We start from the raw sequence: 21952 nt of genomic DNA, 5'->3' as shown, positions 1-21952 counted from the left end.
GGATGCCGCCTCCTTTAGGTGCGAAAAATCAACTCTCGGTAAATGTTGTAGCCGAACTCGTACAGCTGCTGCAGCATGCTGAACACAAGCGCGCCCAGAAATACGATGATGCCCATCACGATGACCGTCAGCAGCATCGTCACGAGCGTTTTGAGTACAGTGTACTGGTGAACGGTCATCATGCCGATAAACAGCAGCATCGCAAACCATAGAAAAGCGATGTTGGTAAACAAATAATAGAACACCGTCTCCTCTGCCACCATGAAGTTGCTGATGACAATCAACGGAACATTGATGAGGACAATCGGAATCAGCGAGTAACCCGTAACCAGAAAAATTTCCCTGAACTTGCCTTCCCCCTCCATCAACGTTGTGATCGACCAATTGGCGATGCACCACAGGAAAACAGGTACGGCAATCGTCAAAATCTCGCGCAGGCTGTTGATGGTACGAGGATCGGTATAATTGACGAGAAAACCGGCATACTGCTTCTGCAAAATCATGACCACGATCGTCAGCGCAAGCGCCCCGAAAGCAAAGACCAGCCTGCCCCGGTTATCCGACTTCATGTCCCAGAACGCATCGATGGGGTGAAAAATGAGATGCATCGGAAACTTAATATAGTCCTGTTTCACGGTCCGCCCCCCTTCCCCGTCTCCATTTGAGCGCCAGCCGAGCGGCAACCACGGCCGCGACCAACGCGATGACCGCGGTCAGAAACGTTCCGAAATGCTCCTTCATCATCTCCCGCCGATATCGCTTGTACGCTACCGAGTAGCTCTTGCGGTCCATGCCCAGTTCGAAATAGCCAAGGGCTTCCTTGTTTTTCTTTTCCATGAGAAGCGATTTGCCGATGCCGATATACGCGATGTCGTAGTTGGCATTCAGCTGCAGCACTTCCTTCCAGATGTTTACCGCTTTCGTATCTTCGCCTTGGTAATGCAAGACGACCGCTTCATTCACTTTGGAACCGAAGCGGGTCGGTTCGTACACGGCCAGATTCGCCTTGCCCCGATCGAGCACCAGCGAATACGGACCCGATTGTTCGATGGCTACGGGGGTCTTGAGCGAGCCGACCTGATTTCCTTTTCCTCCGTACACATAAAGCAAATGGCCTTCGTCGTCGTAGGTGAACACCCGGTTCTGCGTCGCGTCGAGCACGCTGTACATGCCATTCCCCAGCACTTTGACATCGATGAGCTTGGAAGGCCCGACGCTGTTGCGGTAGGCGACGTCACCCTTGACGTCGAAATAGCCAAAGCGTTTGAGCACGTCCTCGCCGGACGGATTCAGACGTTTGATCGGCTCGTTTGAGCCAGGATCGATGTTCGTTGCATAAACGAACCCTTTCGGATCGATGTCCACATTCGAAAATTCGGTCGGCACGAACAGCACCATCTGCGCGCGCTGCGCCTTGGTCGAAAACATGCGCCAGATGTACTCGCGGTAATCGCGTTCCACCTTGTTCGTGCCCACGTACCCGATGAATGCGCCGTGTTCATCAAATTGCATAATGCCTTCGTACACGCCCTGAGCCACGACGTAGACCCGTCCCACATGGTCAACCGTCAGCTTTTGGGGCTGGAGTTGGAAGTTGGTTTCCAAAATGTCGGACTCCGGTTTTGCGATCATGTTCAGCAGGCCGCCTTCTTCATCCAGCACGACCACGCGCCCGTTGCCCGTATCCGCAACATAGATGCGCTCCTGCTGATCCACGAACAAACCGCCCGGAACGTTGAAGCTCTCCTTACTGCCATTTTGCATGAAGCCGTCGATGACCCGGAGCAGCTTCAGCTCGTTGTCCAGCACCACGATCCGGCTGTTGCCGCTGTCCAAAATGTAAGTTTTCCCGGCAGAAGAGACGTTCACGTCGCCTGGGTCCTTGAATTCGCCGATGCCGAGGTCGCTGCCCGAAATGGTCCGCAAGGGCAAATAAGCATCCGGCGAAGGTACTGCTTCTTCCCAATAGTTATAATTGTAGCTCTCGTACGGTGCCGAAGAGGCTGCCGCGGATGCCGGATCCGCAAGCACAACGATTATTGCGGCCAAAAAGGGCATGACCGCGGATTGCCAGAAACGATGGCTTGAAAGCCGTTTATTTACGCTGCGTGCCATATCGATCCCCCTATTCCTTCATGCCGGAGCTCGCCATCGTTTCGATGATGCGGCTCTGCGAGAAAATAAACAGCGTGATCGGCACGCTCATGAGGATGAGCGCCACCGCGGCAGCAGCCCCGGCACGCGAGATGCCGCCAAGCACGATCTGGCCTGCCGCGTAGTGAAGCGTCTTCAACTGTTCGCTATAGATATAGCCATTGCCGTCGCTGCCCCACAGCATCTGGAACAGCAGGATGATCAGCGTCAGCCAGGCCGGTTTCACGTTAGGCATGACGATGGACCAGAAAATGCGATACTCGCTGGCGCCGTCGATCTTGGCCGCTTCCAGCAGCGCATCCGGAATCTGCTCCATGAACTGCTTCATCAAGTACAGCCCAAGCGAGTAGGCGAACGCAGGCACGATCACGGCCCAGTACGTATCGATCCATCCGATCCAAGACATGATCATGTAGTTCGGAATGGCCGTGACCGCAGGCGTGAACATCAGCGACAGGACGACGACCTGGAACATGAACGCCTTGCCCGGGAATTTGTGCTTCGCCAGCGGGTAAGCCGCCGCCGAGGCAAGCAGGACGTGGCCCACGATGCCGATGCCCGTAATGAACACGGTGTTGAATACGTACCTGGAGAACGGCACCCATGAATCGCTCAGCAGGTTCATCAGATCGGTGAAATTGCTGAACGTCGGATTTTTCACGAACAGGGTCGGCGGAAAAGTGAAAATCTCATCAAGCGGTTTGAACGCATTGTTGATGGCATAGATGAGCGGCAGCACCATAAACGCACCGAAGACGAGCAATAGGGCGAACAGGGAGAAGTTGCCCGCGCGCGAGCGGTTGATCCGTTTTTTGCCGGTAGCGATCGCGGCCATGTTATTCCCCCACCCTTCTCAGCATTCTCTGCACCAACAGGTTCGTGCCGACCATGATCATGAACAGCACGGTGGCAATGGCCGAGGCGTATCCCATCTCGAACCGGGTCGTTCCGAAATCGATCAGATGGGTGACGACCGTCTCCGCCGCGTAATTCACGCTCGGGAATCCGGCCAGCGCGATCGACACGTCCGCAACCGCAAACGACGTCGTGAGCTGGATGACCGCCCCGAACATGAGCTGCGGCCGCATCGAAGGGAGCGTGATGTACCACAGCTCCTGCCAGCGGTTTTTGATGCCGTCCACCGCACCCGCCTCGTACAGCGACTTGTCGACGGTTTGAAGTCCCGCGATGAAGGCGAGGAACCCGGTTCCCAGACTGAGCCACAGCTGGACCAGAATCAGGATCGGCATAATGTACGCTTCCGTTTTCAGCCATTGGATCGGCTCCAGCAGAATGCCCCACTTGATCAGCAGGCCGTTCGCGATGCCGTAGCGGTCACCCGAGAAGATCATCAGCCAGATGAAATACACGTTGCCCGAAATCGACGGCGCATAGAAAATAAGCGTCATGAATGCCCGCCATTTCGGCGTCAGTTCATTGATGATCCAGGCAAACACGAAACACGCGATATAACTGACCGGACCGGTGATGATGGCAAAAAGCAGCGTGTTTTTGATCGCGATCAGGAAGACGTCGTCCTCCAGGAACAGCCGCGTATAGTTCTGCCAACCGATGAACCGCGGAAACTCCAGCATGTTGAAGTACGTGAAGCTGAGAATGATGGAGACCGCGACGGGGATGACGGTAAACAGGGTGAACAGGAGCATGTACGGAGCCAGAAGCACATAGGAATGTTTGCTTGCCTTCACTTCCTTCAGCTTCCAGCCCCACCAGGCCTTCATGCCCCTTCTTGGCGATTGGCCGGGAGAGGCGTCCTGCCCATCCCGGAGAGATATTTGCGACACGGTTAACCCTCCCTCTGCTTACGGAAGACCGAATTCTTTGCGTTTGATCCGAATCTCGTCCTGAATGTATTGGGTGTAGTCCATGATGGATTCCCTGGCCTCGACGTTGCCGACGACCGTTTTGTAGAACGCATTGAACAGGTGGCGTCCCGTAAAATACCCGCCCGGCACTTCCGGAATGCCCTGCACGCTCTCGAATTGCTTCTTGAGGTTGGCATAGTCCTCGGCCGGCCACGGCAAGGAATCCAGCGCTTTGATGTTGGCCGTCGGATAACGCGCGGCTGCGCCCATAAGCCCTTCCATTTCCCGGCCGAACTCGGCCTGGATCGGCGTGCTGGTCCACCATTTCATGAACGCCCATGCGGCGTCCTTATCCTGCGCGTTCTGCAGCATCATGACGGCGCTGCCTGTGCTCGGAACGTCCCGATTCAGCGAACCGTCCGCCTGGACGGTGCCGGGAACCGGCACAAATCCCCATAAGCCGCGAATTTCCGGCGCAAACACGGACAACTGGTTGTACGTGGTATAGTCGCTCAAACCAATCGGCATCTGCCCGGTACGGAAGCGGTTGGCGAAATCGTACTCCCGTTCCAGCTTGTAATCCGTATAGAACTCGGTCCAGCGCTTGAACGTTTCGATGCCGATTCGCGAGTCGAGATCGGACTCTCTGCCGTCATTGCGGTAGAACGCCCCGCCGTTTTGCAGCAGCATCGTGGCGTACTGGGAGTTCGGCGGGATGTTGACCCCCTGCATGTTGGCCTGAGCCACGACCGGCATGCCGAACTCCATATGGTTTTTGCTCAAGATCGCAAGCGTGCTCTCCACGTCTTCCCAAGTCTGCGGCACGTCGAGCCCCAGCTCCTCAAGCACGTCCTTGCGGTAAAAGAGCATGTTGAAGGTTTGCGTTTCCGGCAGGGCATAGACGCCCGAATCGTATTCGTAAGGCACGATGGCGCTGTCGCGGAACTCCTGCTTCACCTCGGCATAATCGCCGAACTGCGTCAGATCCACGGCAGAATGGCGCATTGCGAAATTGACGGGCAAGTCGTTGCCGATCTGCATCGCCACGTCCGGGCCGTCTCCCGACAACGTAGCAGGCAGCAATGTGCCCATGTTGACCAGTTTGAGATTGACGCTGATGCCGGTCTCCGGCGTAAACGTCTCGTCGATCATCGCTTTCATCGTATTCGCCTGGTCGCGTCCGCTGCCGATCCATACCGTAATCGCGCGCTGTTCCTCCGAGGATGCCACGTTGCCGATCTGGTTGTAGTCGATGAAAAACGAATTATAGAACGTTTTGGCTTCGTGGCCGAGTTTGGCCATCGGCCCCATGCCGGTTTCGGGAATCCGCTCATCGACCGACGTAACATACAACGCATCGATCTCCAACGGTTGTTCTCTCGCCTGCTGCACCCAGGTGCCAAGCCCGCCCGCATTCGTTTTGTAGGCCGCGAGCCGTCTTGGAATGGTATCCGGTTCCTCCACCATCTCGTCCAGCTGCTGGGACATCGTCTTTAGAAGCGCTTCCTGATCGCCGGATTGCCCGGACAGCAGCCGCAGCTGGGCTGCCACTTGCTTGAGCCGCTTGCTCTCGCCTTCAAGCACCTCCAGCAGGTTCGGGATTTGCTGCTCGACCCGATAATCGCGGAATTCGTCGGGCTTGGTGCCCGTAATCATCAAAATGCGGCGATACATGGAGTTCAGATTGTACAAACTGTCCTCCACATCGCGGATCAGCGGGGCGAAGTCGCCGAGGCTGTTCTCCAACCGGATGACATGTTTGCCTTTCTCCAACCGGAACCGATATGGTTCGCTGCCGCCCAGAACGTCCACGCGGTAACCGCTCTCATAACGGAACGGCGCCTTGTTCATTTCGGCGAAGGGCACCTCGCCGTCGATCGTCAGCTTGCGGGTCGAATAGATGCCTTTCACAAAGTTTTGCTGGGCGGTAAAGCCGATATGGTAAAGTCCGGTCTCCGGCACGTCGACTTCCCATTCGATCCATTGGCCCGGCAGGCGCCAGTTGTAGCCTCCAATGGTGTTGACGCGAATCCGGGAAGCGCTGTACGGCGATACGGCCGAACTCGATCTTTCGCTGGTCGGGTACAGCGTGGGCGAGGACTTGGCGGTGGCCGCTTCCCCTTCGATCCGCAGGACGATCCCCTTCGGCTGTCCGGACAAATCCGTTTGCCGGGCCGCCTCCGTTTCCGCGTACGGCACGGCCTGCTTGTCATTGAACAGCCGCAGTGAACGGATCACCATCGGTTCGCGCGAAGATTTCAGCGTCAGCACATGTTTGCCTTTGGCCAAATAAAACCGAAAGGCTTCCTGTTCATAACCGTCCGAATCCCGAAACGTCTCCTCCATCCAACGCGGCTTCTCCACTTGCTTCGGGCGCAGATCGTTGCCCTGATTGTCCTGCTGGACGTCCTGCTTCTCATTGCCCCATACACGGTCGAACTGCAAATAAGCCGCTTCCGCAAAAGGAAGCTCGCCATCGATGTAGAGCGCACGCTCTATGGCAGAGCTCTTGCCTTCAACCGGGTAATATACGGCGGAAAGGTTGTAAAGCCCGCTCTCGGGAACGTCGATCTCCCACTCCACGAGACCCGTTTCCCCCGTGTACAACGATACACCCTTCATGCCTTCGTAGTTTTCGAGCCGGCGCACATCGTCTCCCTCGGCCCGCGCATAACTTCCGGCCTCGATAGTGATGTCTACCTCGGGCCTGGCATCCGTGCCCACCCGCGACAAATATTGCTCGTAACCGTTCTTTTGCCTGGTTTGCTGCAAAACGGCATCCACCTGTATCTCGGGCAGGGGTCCCGAAGGCACTTCCTCGCTCTTCGCGTCCATGCCGTTAATCAGAACAAGCATGACGCACAACGCTGCAGCCACCCCAATCGCAGCTGTGAGAATTCTTTTTTTTCGTCGTCGCATTCCAGCCATCCTGCGAGTCCTCCTCATCAAGGCTGATGCCAGCATTGCCTCCGTCGGCACCTCGGAAAAAGGGGCATCCGTGCATCATTGCGGGCACGCGACACCCCTTTCCGATTGTGCTGGAATTATGGTTTGCCGAGCTTGTCGACAGCGGCCTGAGCCTGTGCCTTGTATTTTTCGGCGGTGGCGGTCACGGACGCATTGTTTTTGATGATATCGTTTACATAATCGCCGATCGGATACCCTGCATAGGCATCATCCAGCAGGATGCGCCCCGTGCCCGCGATATGCTCGCGAATCATGGCGATATCCCTCTCGTCGGTATAACGGCTTTCCAGGTAATCCTGGCCCGGATATTCTTCGATCTGCGGGATGTCAAACGTTTCTTCCCAGATTTGATACACGATTTGCGGGTCTTCGACCCCTTTGGGAATGAACTTGGCTGAAGCTGCATTGTTGGCGTAGGTCACTTCCTTGCTGCCCTGAGGGCCGTTCGGAATCGGGACGACGCCGGCGGCAAACGTAATATCGCCAAGCTGCCATTCCGCAGCGGTGAACAGGGCGACGTCCCCGTCCTTGAAGGTGTTGGACTCTTCCCAATTGGTTTTGTCGCCGGTCTTCACTTTCACGACGTTTTCCACGTTATAGAGTCGTTTGACGAACTCGGCGGCCTCAATCGTTTTCGGATCGGACAATCCTTCTTTGGCATTTTCGTCGTCCACGATCGTTCCGCCATTGGCTGCGGTAAAGTGGCGAAGCGCGTCAATCGCCCAACCCGAGTATCCGTACACATCAATCTTTCCGTCGTTATCCGTATCCTTGGTTGCCTGCTTCGCCAGTTCCAGGAATTTGTCCCAATTCCACTCCCCTTTGTTGTAAAGCTCCTGCGGATCGGGGAGCGACAGCTTCTTGAACAAATCGCGGTTATAGTGCATCCCCAGACCGATGCTGGTCGGTGTATCGAATGCATAGTAGTCGCCGGCGATGGCCGGATATTTGGTCATCAGGTTCGCTTCCTTGTTGATATTGTTCTCGTCGGTGGTAAATTCGGACAGGGGCAGCAATTGACCCTTGAGAATGGCCGGAAGCGCCGATTTATACTCCATCTGCACGATGTCCGCAAACGGCTCGCCGGCGAGCGCGGTCGTCGTGAACTTGTTCATGTATTCTTCGAAAGGCACGTTCACGAACTCAATCTTGACGTTGTACTTCTTCTCCACCTCGGCTATCTTGTCAAGGCGCGCCTTGTCGGATGCCGTTTCCCCCGCCGGCTTCAGGTCCCACCAGGCAGCAACCTTAATGACCCTGCCGTTCAAGTCCGGCACGTCTGCCGCAGGCGGTTCTGTATTGCTCTCCGTGTTGTTTTGGGCGGTTCCCGTGTCGGTGCCTGATTCAGCGTTTTGCTCATTTTCGGCTGCTGGCGAAGTTCCCCCTCCGCCGCTGCAACCGGAAATAACCAAAACCATGCTCAATAACAGAAGCGATAAAAAATTCCACGTTTTTCTCATGCTTCCCACAACCTCCCCGAATGTGTGTAACCCACTTTCCCCTTCAAAAGAAAATAAACAACCAAACCTAACGAAATTATAAAATTTTCAATATTCGTTATTTTATTGTTTGGTTATGACAAACAAAATTTAACATACGGAAATGTAAGCGTCAACATTTTTGTTGTTAACTTTTTCTATTTTTTCTGGTATCATGGTTGTGTAAGCTTAAAAACCCCTGTTATAACGATATTATCCTGTTCCCGAATTCATTCCTCATCTACAGAGATCGTTTTACTCCTACACATCATGTTATTTAACAGAAATAACAAAACAAAAAAATATGTATATAAACCGCAAAAAATTAAGGGATAACAGCGAACCGAAACGATACTTCATTCCAGTAGACTGGTTGTGCTTGATTAGTAGATTTCTCTCGATTTGCCCGTATTCATTTTGGTCCGGTTATGGCAATCCATCATTAGATTCATGAAAATGAATCATGTATACTAGAGTCAGCTTGATGTCTCATTACGGATAAACGGCAGAACTACGAGTGTAAGGATGGTATGATGAAGACGAAGGTAACAATTCAGGAAATTGCGCACTTTACAGGACTGTCGAAATTTGCGGTCTCACGCGCGCTTTCCGGCAAATCGGGCGTCAGCGAGCAAACGCGGGACATGATCCTTAAAGCTGCAGGCAAACTTGGGTATTTTAAGGACAACAGCACCTTGTCCGGCGATCAACATAACGGCAATGATCTGCAAGATCCCCAAAACGTGCGCTGGAGCGGAACGATTCTGATCCTGTTTCCCAACGTACGCTATCAAAACCAGGAATCCATCTATTGGGGGCCGGTGTTTAACGGGATTTCATCCCGTTTGAACCAAAAGAACATCAATATTCTGACGCTCACCGAGCCTTCCGCCGACCAATTGTTCACCCTGCTGAACCCGGATGCCATCCGCGGCATCATTACAGTCGGCACGATCTCGACGCCTATACTGCTGGAGATCAAGCGGCTCGGAATCCCCGTCGTTATGGTGGATCACCTTGACCCGGTATTTCAATCCGACAGCATTTTCACCGACAACTTCGCTTCCATGCGTGAAATCATGCTCTACCTTATTCGAAAAGGATTTAAATCCTTCCAGTTCGTGGGTGATATCGGGGATGCGCAAAGTTTTTACGAGCGCTGGGTTGCATACGGGGCAGTGCTCATGGGCGACAACATCGAAATGAACCAATGGCCGGAGCTGATCGCTCCCGACATCGATTTTCGGCAAGTGCTCTCGTCGATTATCGAGGAGGGGAAGCTGCCCGAGGTATTCGTGTGCGCCAACGACTTTTATGCGCTGTATACCATCGAAGCTTTGCAAAGCTTGGGAATCAACGTTCCCGAACAGTGCGTGGTCACCGGTTTTGACAACGTATACGACAACATTCCGCTGCTGGCCACGGTTAACGTCAATAAGGAACTGCTTGGCGCTCGTGCCGTAGACCAGATGTTATGGCGCATCCTCAACCCGGAGAGCAGCGTGGAGAAAAAACTGATCCTGGCCGACGTTATCATTCGCGAACAGTATGGCAAGCCCAACGGATAGCGCGGTCTATGTTTCATATGCAGAAATCCCCTGTACCTTGGCACGTTTGCCAGTACAGGGGATTTCTGCTGATTCATGTATTTGATGGTTATCCTCGTTGATTAGGAAAAAGGGATAAACAGCGATCGGAAGATGGTACTGCGCTCGCAGGGCATTAGTGGGATTTATTATTGCGGTTTATATAGACGGACCTACGTATCCGTGCGGACATCGTCCCAATCTTGATCCATGTAACAAATCAACCAGTTTAGCGCCCGGTGACGTTCATAGGCCACCCCGCCAATCAAGCCAGCGGGGGGCTCCTGCTCCTTGATGCGGCTATCCACGCATACCCAGTTATAACGATAAATAAGATCCGCCTCGTCCATGATTTCGCTTTTGCCGCGCATCGTGGCATCGGCAACAAATGCGGCAAAATCCTCCTTCCGCTGCAAATGGCCTACCGCCTGGCTGACATTGCAGATTTCTGTCGGCGCACCCAACTGGTCGATGTACCCCAACGCCCACAGCATCACCGCATACGCTTCGTATCCCCAAGAATAGGCAATGACGTCCTGATGTTCGGCACCAAGCTGGTGCACGAAATTCCGTTCTGCCGGAGAAAAGAAACGTTCCGCCCCGTACTTGTCGATCACTTCCTGCACCAGCGCTGCCGTGTCTTCGGCACTCTCGCCGGCCCCGAGGCACTCGCCCTTCAGCGCTGCAATGCAGAGCGCCACCGCCCGGGCGGCGACTTCCTCTTTGCTGCGAATCGTCGTATGCTCTTCCCCCGCTCGTACAGGCAGATTCGCGTTATAGGGAATGCCCTGCTCGGCCAATATCCGTTCCGATCTCGCCTTCCTTTTCTTTCCGGACTCGGTCTCTTGCAAATCGGCATGCAAATAGCTGGTATGTGCCGTCACCGTGTAATCCTCGACTTCGGAACGGCCAGCCATGTCAAGCAATAATTGCCCCTGGGCATTCAGCAGCGAGCCTCCTCCCCAGAAAATGACCGCATCCAGCGCGGATGCAAGCTGCAGCAGTTCCCCATAGAACGTTTCGTCGATGTCTTCATCCGTTTCGATGCCGATCACCATGTTCAGCGTGGAGCATTTGATCAGCACTTTTTCCTGGACCAAGGGCCTCTCGGCCTCGATCTGCCCAAAGAAATTCATCATACCCTGAATCATCGGACCGAATTCCTCGGGATGTGTCTGGCTGGTCATGATGTTGAATCCTTTGCTTTTTTTGCTGAACCATTTCTTGCGGGTCACCCGAATATGGGTTTTGTCCGGTTGCTGCTCGATCGTATCTTCCGGATATAGAGAGGTAATCATTCCATACAGCTCGTCCAGATCAAAACGAGAGCTGTACAATGCGCAATTTTTCATACCGTTCACCATCTTTCCCATGTTGTGCTTGTGTTGAATCTATCGCCTAATCCTTGTAAGGGTCGAATTCGTTGCTGCCTGCCATCGCCACGCCGACCGGACGCAGCACATGATTGATTTTTAGCGTATTTGCATGGGCGTTCAATACATCCTGCAGTTTTTTATACACAAACGGGCTTTCATCCGTGCCAGCACCGCGGAGTTCGACGCCATACGCCCGAATGGCCTCATGCATTTGCCGTTCGCTGATCTCGCCGCCCATGCGTTTGCGCAGCTTGTAGTTCATTTTGCCTGCGGCCTGCGTACGGCTCATAATGCGGCCGGCTCCATGCACCGTGCTGCGGAATGAGGCTGTGTTTTCCTCGCTGTCCACGCCTTCCACGATGACCGAAATATCGCCCATGCTGCCGCCGACAAAACCAAGCTGCCCGGGGGCAAGCGGCGTCGCTCCTTTACGGACAACGACAACCTCTTCGCCCATATGCTGCTCCTTCCACGCAAAATTGTGATGGTTATGCACGGCATATTCCACGTTAGCCCCAAGAATGCGTACCGTCTGATCGATGACGTAATCACGCCCGGCATACGCATATCGGCCCGCCAGCGTCATCGCATCCCAATACATATGCCCCAACTCACTGTTCAGATCGAGGAGCGTAGGCGGCTGATCCATGGATTCCCCTGGTGCCTTGCCGCCGAATTCCCGTCCTGCCGCAAGATTGAGGAAACCGCTCGCCACCTTGTGCCCGAAGCCGCGGCTGCCGAAATGGTTGGCCACCCATACCTTGCCCGTCGCTTCTTCCACGAACAGATCGACAAAATGATTGCCGCTCCCCACCGTTCCGAGCTGGTTGCGCGCAAGGACTTTCAGCTTCTGCTGCAGCCCCGGCTCAATGCTGTCGAACAGCTTCCAGCTTGCATCGTCGAACAGCTCATGATCGACAGGCGTCGGGTTGTTTCGACCCACCCCGAACGAAATCTCCGCCTGGACCTGGTCCATGATGCCGGAAATCCGGTCACGGATATCGCTCCACAACAGGTTGGTGCGAATCGCTTTGTTGCCGCAGGCAATGTCGTATCCAACGCCGGAAGGGCTAATCATGCCGCGGTATGCCACCACGCCGCCAATGGGCTGCGAGTATCCTTTATGATGGTCGGCCATCAGGGCCACTCCCAGCACGTCGCCATGCAGAGAACAGGTCACGGCCTGGCTGACGGCGTTCTCCAGCGGTTCTCCCCACACTTTGATGTTATCGATGATACGCATCGTAATCGAAGCCTCCTTCGTTCATCTGCACATTACATAAATACGTACATACGTTCCGTTATCATAACTTCGTTTATTTTACCAAAAAATCACGGTACCTGGAAACTATTAATTCCTTCAGGTATAGAGTTGGGTTATACTTAAATTCTTCTTATTTTAAAAAACTCACATTTTTCCATCATATTGTGATTTTAATCAACGATTAGAAACTTTAAGTAGAATAAATTAGACTTGTTATCTGTTTTTGAACGAGAATACAGCAAGTTGCAGTGAAATAGCTGCTTTGGCTTTAAAACTCAATCTTTCCAATGTAAGGCTCATGGGAAATTTTTTCGGAGTCTTCGGAGTGGAAGCATTGCAGGATTTTATTTTAAAAGACAAAAAAGAAGACGTTATGCTGGTAAGCAATGATGACTACTTTAACAACATATTTCGTTTCATTTGAGGAGGTAACCGATTGACTACTGCTATGAGTGGTGTTTTATGGCTCTTAGGGGCATACGTTATCATCGTTTTGACTGCAATGCTGATCGGGGTTAAAAAAAAGCAGTTGCGTTCCGAATTGAAGAAAACCGTCTTTACCATTGGAATTATATTTCTAATCATAGCATTTTTTATTTTTGTAGTGGTGTAAGGCCTTATGATACAGTTCAGATAACAGCCGCCATCCTTTAATCCACTTCGATGACGGCTGTCTATCTGCACCAAAGCGAAATCAGAGATGCTTCCGGTACCCCTGCACCTTCTCGTCACCGAAGCCCAGCTTCTCGTAAAACCGATGCGCTTCCTTCCGCTGGTCGCCGGACACCAGGATCATATAACCGCAATTCTGCTCCTTCGCGATCCGCTCAATCTCGGTCATCAGCTTCTGTCCGACCCCCTGCTTGCGCACATGCTGCGACACGATCACATTCTCGATGACCATAAACGGCCTGCATTCCCCCACCAGGTCCATGCATTCGATGCCCATCACCGATCCGGCCAGCTTGCCTTCATGGAATGCGCCGAGCAAATAATACTGCTCATTCTCTGCGATGAAACGAAACATACGCTCCATCTGCTCTCGATTGGCAGGCATCCCCATCAATTCATCATATAACTGACTGAGCGCAGGCAAATCCTGCTGTTCAATTTTTCGTACGGTAACCATCCGATATGCTCTCCTTTGATGTGTGTCGTTTACTGTTGCAACGTCAGCCGCTCTTCGAAATCTGTAGATTGGAAAATTGCTGTATCGGCCCTTCCCAGCCCGCTTCCCGAATTTCATCATACGTTCCACAGGTATAGCCTGCAATAACTTTGCGCCAAAAATGCTGGGCAGGCACGTTTTCTTCCATCTCGGCGACTTTCCACGTACCCTTGAAACGATTGAATAGTTGAACGGCTGCTTGCGCGCCCACGCCCTGCTTTCGATACTTCCGCATCACGAAAAACTCGGCCATTTCGTATACGTTTTCTTCCCCTGCTTGCTGCAGTTCGCGGATGAGCGCAAATCCGGCCAGCTTGTCATCTACCCTGAACAAGAACGGATGTCGCCCCGGTTCTGTCCAATAATGATCCAGATACATATATTCATACAATCCGTTTTCATTGACGTCCTCCGGGTCGTATTCGCTAAAATCATACTTGTAGAGCTCCAACAGATTGCGCAGTGTTGATTTGTGTTGAAGTTCGGCTTGTTGAATGGTCAACATGGTTCTTCCCCACCTTGCTTTCGATTTATCTTCTTCTTGCCAGCAGTTTGAAATTCGTAAAGACATAATTTATGCCAGACTATTTTTTAAATACCGCCCTTTTTTGCACCCTTTTTTTGCTCCAAATGCAACCATGCCGCTATAACATTTATGTCATCGAAACTGCACTGCCCCATCCCCAAAAATGGTGTCATCACAGCTAATTGCAAGTGGCCATCCACTCTGGTTCTTCGACCGATCATAAACATTTTTGGTTTGTTGCCGGGCTGTAAATCTAAGCCTGAAGGGATCGTCCCAGTGCTATACTCATGAAATTCAAAACCTAAGTCCTCATAGTGCTTAAGAAGTTTGAATTGTCCCCGGTCTTTCCCAACATAAATAATGCTTATATTCATCGGATAATGATCATAGAGATTTCTTATCAACTGTTTTCTATTGGTTGCATGGTTATCATAGTAATTATAATACTCTCTGCTGTTTTCGAATTTTCCTGAAACGACATAAGGGAAATCCGTTTTGCTTTTCTTAGGAAGCGGATACCAGTCAAACATTGCTGTTTCCCCGTCCCTTTTATGTAAGGGATACGTGCTATAGTCATCATTTTTTGTGAAATATTTTAGTACTGAAAAATCAAGGTTTGCCTCAAGCAGAGCTGCTAAGCGAATTTGCATACGCATCGTTTGGTCGATTTTTCTATCCAGTTCCCAGCTTTCCGGCCTGCCCCTTTTTTTCAAACTACCATTTATAGCTGTAAGAAGTGCGGGAGCGGAATGTGTATCTGTAACATACCAACCCCCTTCATATCCATGCTTCTCGTCTACGTAATGAACAAATTCATGATGTTGAGAGAGGAAATCTAATCTTCCTTCTAAATTTTCGTCATAATTAAAACGCCATAACCCCTCTTCCATACCGACAAAAACATATTTTGCATCTCTCAAATTCCCATATTGCATAAACGTTTCAAACTGATGAAATTCATCTTCACTCAAAATATATTTGCCGTTTATTACTTGCATCGTAGAACCTCCATGGATTTTTTGATTTTCTTTCATAGAATCGTACCAGTCTGAAGTTAATTGCAGTTGTCAGTCCATACGCTAAGCAATGCAACTTTGTTCAACATATTCAAATATACCGTTATGTATCTCACTCTAGACAAAATTCCTATTTCCATAATAGCAATTTATTCATGATATAAAAAGAATTTTTGGCTTTCTCAGCCTGTTCATTTCCCAACTTAAAACGATATAAACCGCACTAATCAATCACACAAGGCCACTGCGAACGCAGTCCCCTCTTCCGATCGCTGCTATCCCCAATTTTTAGAGGGTCCGCACTTCATAGCAGTCCATCACACAAAAAAACTAGTAGGTACATTCTCCCTACTAGTTTTTTTCATATTCAACATCGTAAAATGCGACTATCTATAGATTTTGGAAATCACGGTATTGCTGCTTGAGGGCTTCGGTAGCAACATCCCGATTAACTCCGTTTAACTTCCTCCACCAACTACAGCGATTCCCTAATGACTCGTTTATAGTACCACACCGATAACAGCCCGAAGACCGAATACAGCAGCGCATAGACAATCATGACAATGACCATTGGCGTAACCAACTCGGTGCCGAAGAAAAACCAGCCGGACTTGACCGCAAAATAGCTATGACTTAACCCCACCGCGAGCGGGATGCCAAAGTTGAACATTTGCTTGAAGCGAATGCCGCCAAGCAGATTGCCCTGGGTGAACCCTATTTTGCGCAAAATGGTGTAGCTGTCCTTCTCTTCCTCGCCTTCGTTCATCTGCTTGAAATACAGGATGCAGCCTGACGTGATCAGGAACGTCAAACCGAGGAAACCGACAATAAACATGATCAACCCCATAGTGGTTCGCTGATTGTTCCGCATTTCGATTTGCGAGAAGTTCGGCACCTCCAGCTTCTGTGATTGAAAAACGCCATATGCCTCTTCCGTTTTCCCCCGGTCGATAATGCGCACGCCATAATAATCGGTCGGCTCCCCTTTCTGCAGTTTCGGGTCAAGATCCTGCACCAGCTTGGCATAGACGGTCTCGTCGACGACAGCAACAGGCGTACCTTTGGTGTAATAGGTTGGAAGTACGCCTTGCTTGGACGTGCCAACCAATTGCTGATCCAGGGCCTGGTGCAGTCCGTGCAGCACGATCGGTCCCTGTTCCTCGATGGATATCAGTTGTCTCACCACGTTGCCATATCCCATGAATACAACCTCGCCAGGTTTCACGTCCAGATCGCCGACCATGGCATCGCTAATTACGGAACTGGACAACATTTCTCCATCGGAGGAATCATGCATGACCTGACTGGCATCAATTTCGATATATACGGGCTGCCTATGCTGCACCTCAACCTCGATGCCTTTCTCTTTTAACGACGATACGAACGATTCCATGACCTCCGCCTGCGCAAAGGAAAAATCCTCCGGTATGCTTTCCCTGGCCTGTGCTTCGGCCGAGTAATACGCAATATAACTCAGTGACAGCATGCCGATGGCGAGTGCGGACACCGTCGTGATGATCGTAAGCAGCAGCGCATTGGATTTCATGCGAAACATGATGGACGAGAGGGACAACACCTCATTAATGGAAAGGTAACCCTGTTTGCTTTTGCGAATCAGATTGAATACAAAGCTTACCGATCCTTTATAGAACAGATATGTTCCCAGAATGACCGAAAACAGAATCAGCAGCATCGTGTACATCAACTGCTGCATATCGAGCACTTCCCCGCTGAACATGCGTGCGGACAGCACGTAACCGTAAGCAATCAATCCAATCCCCAACAGCCCCATCACAATTTGACCGAAGGACATGCGGCCGATCCGCTGCTCCGCAGTCGACGTAACCTTGAACAAGGAGAGAATGCTCTGAGCACGGATGAACGCGTAATTCATCAGCATGATGAGCACATACAGGCCGGCAAACACGGCAACCGTCTGCGCCAAGGCCAACGGCGAAAAATAGAGCTTCGTGATCGCCTCGATCTCCAATATTTTGAACAGAATCATAAGCACCAGCTTGGAGCCGATGAATCCGATCAGCACCCCGATCACCATGGCCCCGAAATACAGGATCGCGTTCTCTGCCGTCAAAATGCGGAAAATTCGGCCTTTCGTCAAGCCAATCAGTTGAAACAGCCCGATCTCCTTGCTGCGCCGCTTGATAAAAATCGTGTTGGCATACAGCAGGAAAATGCCGACGATCACGACCAACAGCACCGACGATGCGCCGATGGCGGCAGCTCCTTTTGTCGATTGTTCCACTTCGTCCATGGAGGGATCGTACTGCAACGTAGCAAACGAAAAATACAGCGCCACGCTGAAAATCAACGCAAAAACGTACAGGTAATAATTTTTTAAATTTTTGCGCAAATTCCGGAAAATGATCTGATTGAGACTCACGGCTGCACACCGCCCAGCACGCCTTGCGTTTGGATAATGCCGTTAAAGAACGCTTGCCGCGACTCATCTCCCTTATGCAGCTGCGTATAGATCTGCCCGTCGCGGATAAAAATGACTCTGCTGCAATAGCTCGCCGCCAGCGGATCATGCGTCACCATGATAATGGTCGCCTGGCGCGCCCGATTCATGTCGCTCAGCTTGCCGAGCAGGTCGGAAGCGGACTTGGAGTCGAGCGCCCCCGTCGGTTCGTCCGCGAAAATGATGCTTGGCTGATGAACGAACGCCCGCGCGGCCGATGTCCGCTGCTTCTGCCCTCCCGAAATCTCGGACGGGTACTTGTCCTTCAATTCATAGATACCCAGCTCTCGGGCGATCTGCTCGAACCTCCGATGGGCTTCCTGTTTAGGCAGATCGGTAATCGAGAGCGGCAGCAGCACGTTTTCCTTGACCGTCAACGTATCCAGCAGATTGTAATCCTGAAAAATGAATCCCAAATGGCGTTTGCGGAATTCGGCCAACTGTTTCTCCTTCATGCCCGTAAACTCCTGGCCTTCGATCTCGATGGTGCCCTGGCTGACGCGATCGATAGAAGAAAGCACGTTCAAGAGCGTGGTCTTCCCCGAGCCGGAAGGTCCCATGATGCCGACGAATTCGCCCTTGCCTACGCCGAGATCGATACCGCGCAGCACCTCCTGCTTATTCCATTTGTTGCCGTAAACCTTATGAATTCTCTTTGCTTCCAGTATCGACATGTCCCATCCACTCCTCTTAGGTATGCTTCCATCATAAAGTGAAATCCGCACACCATCCTGCGTTTCGCCGAACAATATGAAAAAGCATGTGACAATGCTGTCACATGCCTGAAAGGTGCGCCATTTCGTTCTCCCGCGCAAAGGTCAACGTGACCAGGGTGCCTTCCCCAACCACGGATGACACGTCCAGTCGAATGCGAAGCGCCTCGGCGACCTGTCGGCTCAGGTACAGCCCCATTCCCGTTGCCGCGCCTTCCATGCGCCCTTGCGCCGACGTGTACCCCTTATCGAAAATACGCGGCAAATCGCGGGCGTCGATCCCTCGCCCCCGATCCTGAATAGTCAGCACAACATGCCCTTGAACGGCCCTGCTGGCAATGACGACGTCGGAAGACGGGCTGTACTTCACCGCATTGCTGAGCAATTGCCGCAGGATGAATCCCAGCCATTTCCCGTCGGTGAGTACGTGGGATTCCGCCAACTCCACTTCGAAACCGATGCCTTTGGAGATGCACCATGACCGGATGGCGCGAATCTCGGCATGGATGATCGGTTCCAGCTCCGTCGGTTCGATAAACAGATCATTATGCATAAACGGAATGCGCTTCTGATGGAGCTGCCGATCCAACAGCTGATGGATGCGTACCCATTCGTAGGTCATTTGGCCTTTCAGCCTGTCGTCGGGCATCCGCTCAATCATAAGCTGCAGGGCGGTAAGCGGTGTCTTCACCTCATGGATCCAGGCCACCATCTCATCCTTTTCCTGCTCCAGCAGCAGCATGTTGGCCGTCGATTCTTTCCGGTATCTCTCCGTCTGGGCAACGACGGCATCGTGCACGATCTGCTCATGCGGGCTGCCGGGGGAGCCCAGTTCAGATAGATCATAGGTGTGATCCCATGCTTCCATCCGACGGTAGAACCGAGTCTCCGCCGGATATCTTGCCCACACGAATACGATGCAGATCACGACATTCAGTACAACGACGTAAAGCAAGGACTGCAGCGGAATGCTTGAATCCACATAGGCTACGAACAAGATCACCGCTTGCAATGCGAGCAGCAGCAGCAGCCAGCTTACTCGTTCGCGCAGATAACGCCAAATCATGCTTCTCCCTCTTCCGTCGCCATGTAACCCTGGCCAACCTTTGTTTCGATATAGGCATCGAGGCCGAGCGGCTCCAGCTTTTTGCGCAAACGGTTGACGTTGACGGTGAGCGTGTTGTCGCTGACGAAATGTTCGTGGTCCCACAGGCTGCGGATCAGTTCCTCCCGCGTGACGATCCGGTTTTTGCGCTCGACCAGCTGTTTGAGAATAAACATTTCATTTTTGGTCAATTGCACGGTATGCCCGTTGCAGGCAAGCTCGTTCTTCACATACTCGACCGTAGCTCCCCGCCAGGCGCGAAGTTCGGCCTGCTCGGCATTGTAGTTGTACACTCTGCGCAGCGTGGCCTGAATTTTGGCGATCAACACGTCGAAGTGGAACGGCTTCTGCACGTAATCGTCAGCCCCCATCTGCATCGACATCACCATATCGGTCGGATGATCGCGAGAGGACAGGAAAATGATCGGCACCTTGGAATGGGAGCGGATCATCCTGCACCAGTGGAATCCGTCGAACCGGGGCAGCTGAATATCGATGATGACCAGCTGCGGTTGAATGGCGATGAATTGTTGCAGCACTTTGTCGAAATCGTTCACGCCGTGCACGTCGTAGGACCACTGTCCGAGTCTGTCCCTGATTTCGGTGAACAACGATTCGTCATCTTCGATGAACATGATTTTAAACATAGGATTGATGATCATTCCTTTTCAAAAAACAATAGAAACTTCTTGTACGATTGTATCATTGTAAACATGCAACTTACATCTCCCGCTTTTTCCAAAGCGTGGTCCATAGAAACGGTACTCCGAATCGCCAATCATCCGGCTCCATTGCCTGCATTGCACGAAAACGGACACACTCGAACCTGTCTCCCAGAATGTACCGCAGCTTCTCTTCCGTATAGGCCAGGCCGCCTCGCATCGATTTTTCCTCGTAGACCTGCCAGTCGTTCATCACGTTCTCAGGCCCGCCTTGTCCTCCATATCCCGGCGCAAAGCAAGTCATCGCAAACATGCCTTCCGGCACCAATGCCCGGTGGATCATGTCGATATACGGTATCCGTTGATGCGGAAGCAGATGATGCAGGCAGCCTGAATCATAGACGACGTTATATTGTGCTGCAGGGTTCAACTCGAACGCGGATTTGCATTCGAAATGCACTTCCAGCTGCGCTTCAGCAGCAGCACGTTCCTTGGCCCAAGCAATGGCTGTCTCGGACAAATCGTAAGCATCCACGCGGTACCCTTGTTTGGCCAGATACAACGCATTTCGCCCTGGGCCGCATCCCAGTTCTAACGCCTTGTCACCAGACAAGAGATTGGATGTCACGTACTCCACCAGATTTTCGTCCGGTTTGTTCGAAAAGAAAGGGATGGGGCGGCTGCGATCCGCATAAAACGGTTCCCAAAATTGCTCCGGCGAACGAAACTCCGCATCCAGCATTTCAAAGACGTCCTGCACGCTTTTAATCGTTTTCTCCATAACCATGGCTCCCCTCAGATTAAAGATGTCGATCGGTTCAACGTTTCCGATCAAGCCATCACCCATCTTGCTGTCGTTATGTATCCTTTATAGGATTGGTCATTAACCCCACTACCCGAGTCACTGCCACTTCACCCACGCGCCGCGAACCTTCCATAAAAAAACCCTTGGTTCCCGTTTTAATCCGGTCACGATGCACCCTTCCCCTCATCTCCGGGATCAGAATCCACATTCGCGCCGTCCCTTCCCGGTTCACCGGGCGGTCTATGTCCAGCATGAGCGCTCCGTGCTCATCCTCGAATTCGGGATGGATCATGTATAGCGAGTCTACTTTGAGATCTTCATTTTCATATAGAAAATCGCACCGGTATCCTTGAAAGGGCAGGCTCTTGCGTCCGCCTTCTTCTGCCGAATAGAAGCGGTAACGAACATCGAAATCCTGCACATGTCCGCGTCTCGATTCATACGTTTCCCACACGCCAACCACCTCCCCCTCGCCCGGTTTCCCTAGTAAACCGTTACACTCCATTATAACATTTTCAACCAGTATAGTTCTATTTTTCATGCTTCAACCATGAACAAACTACTGCATTTTAGAATAAAAAAAGCGTTCTGAATCATAGGAAAACCTATGCTTCGAAACGCCTTTGAATGTGATCACGATTCGTCCGTTCTTTCCGCCAGTGCGATGATGCCCGACCTGCGAAACGATCCGGGACCAGCCGGCACTCATCTCCCGATCGAAACGTTCGCAATACTCGTCAAAGCGTTCAAGCTCATCCCTCTTCCAGCGCAGAAATTCTGCCGCACGATCAGGCATATGCAGGCATCGGTTCGCCTTCCCGAAGAGT

General features: G+C 52.0%; 20 protein-coding genes. 2 read left to right on the top strand and 18 right to left on the bottom strand.

Going from position 1 to position 21952, the window contains the following annotated elements; all coding sequences use genetic code 11:
* Positions 1-14: 14 nt before the first annotated feature.
* The 6 genes from SNR34_RS08320 to SNR34_RS08295 all read right to left on the bottom strand — a co-directional run bounded on the left by SNR34_RS08320 (position 15) and on the right by SNR34_RS08295 (position 8407).
* Positions 15-635 (bottom strand): Yip1 family protein, encoded by a 621-nt coding sequence (locus SNR34_RS08320; RefSeq protein ID WP_343259811.1) that lies wholly within the window; start codon positions 633-635, stop codon positions 15-17.
* Positions 616-2115: an NHL repeat-containing protein gene (locus tag SNR34_RS08315; protein WP_486181680.1), complete on the bottom strand. Its 1500-nt coding sequence runs from the start codon at positions 2113-2115 to the stop codon at positions 616-618. Before SNR34_RS08315 ends, SNR34_RS08320 begins: the two co-directional genes overlap by 20 nt.
* A gap of 10 nt (positions 2116-2125) precedes the next feature.
* Positions 2126-2989, bottom strand: coding sequence for a carbohydrate ABC transporter permease (locus SNR34_RS08310; RefSeq protein WP_236416089.1), 864 nt, complete (start codon positions 2987-2989; stop codon positions 2126-2128).
* A 1-nt stretch (position 2990) separates the two neighbouring features.
* Positions 2991-3896 carry a carbohydrate ABC transporter permease gene (locus SNR34_RS08305; protein WP_236416334.1) on the bottom strand — a complete coding sequence of 302 codons (906 nt, stop codon included), beginning with the start codon at positions 3894-3896 and terminating at the stop codon, positions 2991-2993.
* 81 nt (positions 3897-3977) lie between these two features.
* Positions 3978-6908 (bottom strand): extracellular solute-binding protein, encoded by a 2931-nt coding sequence (locus SNR34_RS08300; RefSeq protein WP_486181679.1) that lies wholly within the window; start codon positions 6906-6908, stop codon positions 3978-3980.
* Between the two features lie 116 nt (positions 6909-7024).
* The gene (locus tag SNR34_RS08295) at positions 7025-8407 is read right to left on the bottom strand and encodes an ABC transporter substrate-binding protein (protein ID WP_486181678.1); all 1383 of its coding nucleotides are present in this window, start codon (positions 8405-8407) and stop codon (positions 7025-7027) included.
* Between the two features lie 551 nt (positions 8408-8958).
* Between SNR34_RS08295 and SNR34_RS08290 the strand changes: the two genes are divergently transcribed.
* Positions 8959-9993: a LacI family DNA-binding transcriptional regulator gene (locus SNR34_RS08290; protein ID WP_339277006.1), complete on the top strand. Its 1035-nt coding sequence runs from the start codon at positions 8959-8961 to the stop codon at positions 9991-9993.
* A 191-nt stretch (positions 9994-10184) separates the two neighbouring features.
* On the opposite strand, the gene SNR34_RS08285 is transcribed toward SNR34_RS08290, so the two are convergent.
* Both SNR34_RS08285 and SNR34_RS08280 read right to left on the bottom strand, forming a co-directional pair.
* Positions 10185-11384 (bottom strand): DUF4272 domain-containing protein, encoded by a 1200-nt coding sequence (locus tag SNR34_RS08285; protein WP_486181677.1) that lies wholly within the window; start codon positions 11382-11384, stop codon positions 10185-10187.
* Between the two features lie 25 nt (positions 11385-11409).
* Positions 11410-12630: an RtcB family protein gene (locus SNR34_RS08280; protein WP_438286757.1), complete on the bottom strand. Its 1221-nt coding sequence runs from the start codon at positions 12628-12630 to the stop codon at positions 11410-11412.
* Positions 12631-13087: 457 nt separating this feature from the next.
* Between SNR34_RS08280 and SNR34_RS08275 the strand changes: the two genes are divergently transcribed.
* Positions 13088-13264: a hypothetical protein gene (locus SNR34_RS08275; protein WP_486181676.1), complete on the top strand. Its 177-nt coding sequence runs from the start codon at positions 13088-13090 to the stop codon at positions 13262-13264.
* An 81-nt stretch (positions 13265-13345) separates the two neighbouring features.
* Here SNR34_RS08275 and SNR34_RS08270 read toward each other — a convergent pair whose 3' ends face one another.
* From SNR34_RS08270 to SNR34_RS08225, 10 genes are all read right to left on the bottom strand, one after another.
* Positions 13346-13780, bottom strand: coding sequence for a GNAT family N-acetyltransferase (locus SNR34_RS08270; RefSeq protein WP_486181675.1), 435 nt, complete (start codon positions 13778-13780; stop codon positions 13346-13348).
* A gap of 43 nt (positions 13781-13823) precedes the next feature.
* Positions 13824-14324, bottom strand: a complete 501-nt coding sequence (locus SNR34_RS08265) for a GNAT family N-acetyltransferase (RefSeq protein ID WP_486181674.1) — start codon at positions 14322-14324, stop codon at positions 13824-13826.
* A gap of 86 nt (positions 14325-14410) precedes the next feature.
* Entirely contained in the window at positions 14411-15379 is a 969-nt protein-coding gene (locus tag SNR34_RS08260) for a hypothetical protein (RefSeq protein WP_486181673.1), read from the bottom strand.
* 457 nt (positions 15380-15836) lie between these two features.
* A complete protein-coding gene (locus SNR34_RS08255) occupies positions 15837-17762 on the bottom strand; it encodes an FtsX-like permease family protein (RefSeq protein WP_486181672.1) in 1926 nt (641 codons plus the stop codon).
* Positions 17759-18514 carry an ABC transporter ATP-binding protein gene (locus SNR34_RS08250; protein ID WP_486181671.1) on the bottom strand — a complete coding sequence of 252 codons (756 nt, stop codon included), beginning with the start codon at positions 18512-18514 and terminating at the stop codon, positions 17759-17761. Before SNR34_RS08250 ends, SNR34_RS08255 begins: the two co-directional genes overlap by 4 nt.
* Positions 18515-18614: 100 nt before the next feature.
* Positions 18615-19619, bottom strand: coding sequence for a sensor histidine kinase (locus SNR34_RS08245; RefSeq protein WP_486181670.1), 1005 nt, complete (start codon positions 19617-19619; stop codon positions 18615-18617).
* Complete coding sequence (locus SNR34_RS08240) at positions 19616-20305, bottom strand: response regulator transcription factor (RefSeq protein ID WP_236416111.1); 690 nt, start codon at positions 20303-20305, stop codon at positions 19616-19618. The genes SNR34_RS08245 and SNR34_RS08240 overlap by 4 nt, the downstream gene beginning before the upstream one ends.
* Before the next feature lie 73 nt (positions 20306-20378).
* Positions 20379-21155: a class I SAM-dependent methyltransferase gene (locus SNR34_RS08235; protein WP_486181669.1), complete on the bottom strand. Its 777-nt coding sequence runs from the start codon at positions 21153-21155 to the stop codon at positions 20379-20381.
* A gap of 22 nt (positions 21156-21177) precedes the next feature.
* On the bottom strand, positions 21178-21579 hold the full coding sequence (locus tag SNR34_RS08230; protein WP_486181668.1) for a hypothetical protein: 402 nt from the start codon (positions 21577-21579) through the stop codon (positions 21178-21180).
* A 105-nt stretch (positions 21580-21684) separates the two neighbouring features.
* The gene (locus SNR34_RS08225; protein ID WP_486181667.1) at positions 21685-21921 is read right to left on the bottom strand and encodes a hypothetical protein; all 237 of its coding nucleotides are present in this window, start codon (positions 21919-21921) and stop codon (positions 21685-21687) included.
* Positions 21922-21952: the final 31 nt, after the last annotated feature.

The organism is Paenibacillus sp. XP01, from assembly GCF_057364885.1.
The sequence above is the reverse complement of the archived record's forward strand: the minus strand, read 5'-3'. Positions and strand labels throughout refer to the sequence as shown.

What these genes read in the sequence shown, in the direction of transcription:
- SNR34_RS08310 (WP_236416089.1), bottom strand. Translation starts at nt 2,989, where the DNA reads ATGGCCGCGATCGCTACCGGCAAAAAACGGATCAACCGCTCGCGCGCG.
- SNR34_RS08245 (WP_486181670.1), bottom strand. Translation starts at nt 19,619, where the DNA reads ATGATTTGGCGTTATCTGCGCGAACGAGTAAGCTGGCTGCTGCTGCTG.
- SNR34_RS08250 (WP_486181671.1), bottom strand. Translation starts at nt 18,514, where the DNA reads ATGTCGATACTGGAAGCAAAGAGAATTCATAAGGTTTACGGCAACAAA.
- SNR34_RS08285 (WP_486181677.1), bottom strand. Translation starts at nt 11,384, where the DNA reads ATGGGAAAGATGGTGAACGGTATGAAAAATTGCGCATTGTACAGCTCT.
- SNR34_RS08290 (WP_339277006.1), top strand. Translation starts at nt 8,959, where the DNA reads ATGAAGACGAAGGTAACAATTCAGGAAATTGCGCACTTTACAGGACTG.
- SNR34_RS08295 (WP_486181678.1), bottom strand. Translation starts at nt 8,407, where the DNA reads ATGAGAAAAACGTGGAATTTTTTATCGCTTCTGTTATTGAGCATGGTT.
- SNR34_RS08270 (WP_486181675.1), bottom strand. Translation starts at nt 13,780, where the DNA reads ATGGTTACCGTACGAAAAATTGAACAGCAGGATTTGCCTGCGCTCAGT.
- SNR34_RS08225 (WP_486181667.1), bottom strand. Translation starts at nt 21,921, where the DNA reads ATGCCTGATCGTGCGGCAGAATTTCTGCGCTGGAAGAGGGATGAGCTT.
- SNR34_RS08315 (WP_486181680.1), bottom strand. Translation starts at nt 2,115, where the DNA reads ATGGCACGCAGCGTAAATAAACGGCTTTCAAGCCATCGTTTCTGGCAA.
- SNR34_RS08305 (WP_236416334.1), bottom strand. Translation starts at nt 3,896, where the DNA reads ATGAAGGCCTGGTGGGGCTGGAAGCTGAAGGAAGTGAAGGCAAGCAAA.
- SNR34_RS08265 (WP_486181674.1), bottom strand. Translation starts at nt 14,324, where the DNA reads ATGTTGACCATTCAACAAGCCGAACTTCAACACAAATCAACACTGCGC.
- SNR34_RS08300 (WP_486181679.1), bottom strand. Translation starts at nt 6,908, where the DNA reads ATGGCTGGAATGCGACGACGAAAAAAAAGAATTCTCACAGCTGCGATT.
- SNR34_RS08260 (WP_486181673.1), bottom strand. Translation starts at nt 15,379, where the DNA reads ATGAAAGAAAATCAAAAAATCCATGGAGGTTCTACGATGCAAGTAATA.
- SNR34_RS08280 (WP_438286757.1), bottom strand. Translation starts at nt 12,630, where the DNA reads ATGCGTATCATCGATAACATCAAAGTGTGGGGAGAACCGCTGGAGAAC.
- SNR34_RS08240 (WP_236416111.1), bottom strand. Translation starts at nt 20,305, where the DNA reads ATGTTTAAAATCATGTTCATCGAAGATGACGAATCGTTGTTCACCGAA.